The following is a 699-nucleotide window of genomic DNA, read 5'->3' on the forward strand; positions in this document are numbered from 1 at the left end:
CCGCCGCAACGGCGGGCCGCGGCGTATCCACCAGACACCGGACGCCCGGCAGGTCACGGCCTGCCGGCCATGGCTCGCGGCCGAGCTGAACCGGATCAGGCCGCGGCTGGTCGTCCTGCTCGGCGCGACCGCGGGGCAGGCGCTGCTCGGGCCGTCGTTCCGGGTGACGAAGATGCGCGGCCGGTTGCTGCCCGGGCCGCCCGGATCGGACGCCCAGCTGATCGCCACGTTGCACCCGAGCGCGGTGCTGCGGGTCGAGCCGGCCACCCGGGACGAGGTCTACGCCGGCTTCGTCCATGATCTGGAACTCGCTGAACGCACCCTGGCCGGCATGATGGGCTGACCGCCGGACCGCCGGACCGCCGGCCGGTCTGCCGGCGCGCGTCCGGGGGAACCGGCCGCGGGAGGCGGCCGACGCCCGCCGGAAACGACACCGGGCGCCCGTGGGTGTACCGACGGGCGCCCGGCGTCCTGGATCAGGCGACGATCTCCACTGGCGTGCCCAGTGGGAGCAGGCGCGCGAGCCGGGTGATGGTCTCGTTGCTCACCCGAATGCAGCCATGGCTGACATCCTGGCCGAGCAGGTTCGGCTGGTTCGTCCCGTGAATACCGATCACCGGCGCTCGTCCCTCGAAGGAATCGAGGGTGGTCGAGAAGCCGCTCAGCCCGAACGCGTACGGCCCGTACGCGCCGGCCGGG

Annotated in this window: 2 protein-coding genes and 1 pseudogene (2 of these 3 running past the window's edge); 1 reads left to right on the forward strand and 2 read right to left on the reverse strand. The window is 73.8% G+C overall.

Translation table 11 applies throughout. The features are described 5' to 3' along the window. Positions 1–343: the 3' portion of a uracil-DNA glycosylase family protein gene (locus FrCorBMG51_RS34940; protein ID WP_268760578.1), read on the forward strand. 56 nt of this gene lie to the left of the window's left edge; only the last 343 of its 399 coding nucleotides appear in the window; the start codon falls outside the window, past its left edge; its stop codon occupies positions 341–343. 133 nt (positions 344–476) lie between these two features. On the opposite strand, the gene FrCorBMG51_RS33190 is transcribed toward FrCorBMG51_RS34940, so the two are convergent. After that, a complete protein-coding gene (locus tag FrCorBMG51_RS33190; protein WP_338052762.1) occupies positions 477–617 on the reverse strand; it encodes a L,D-transpeptidase in 141 nt (46 codons plus the stop codon). Between the two features lie 44 nt (positions 618–661). Then, positions 662–699: pseudogene (locus FrCorBMG51_RS17650) on the reverse strand (L,D-transpeptidase) (it continues 760 nt past the right edge of the window).

Source organism: Protofrankia coriariae (genome assembly GCF_001017755.1).
In the GTDB taxonomy this organism is placed as follows: domain Bacteria; phylum Actinomycetota; class Actinomycetes; order Frankiales; family Frankiaceae; genus Protofrankia; species Protofrankia coriariae.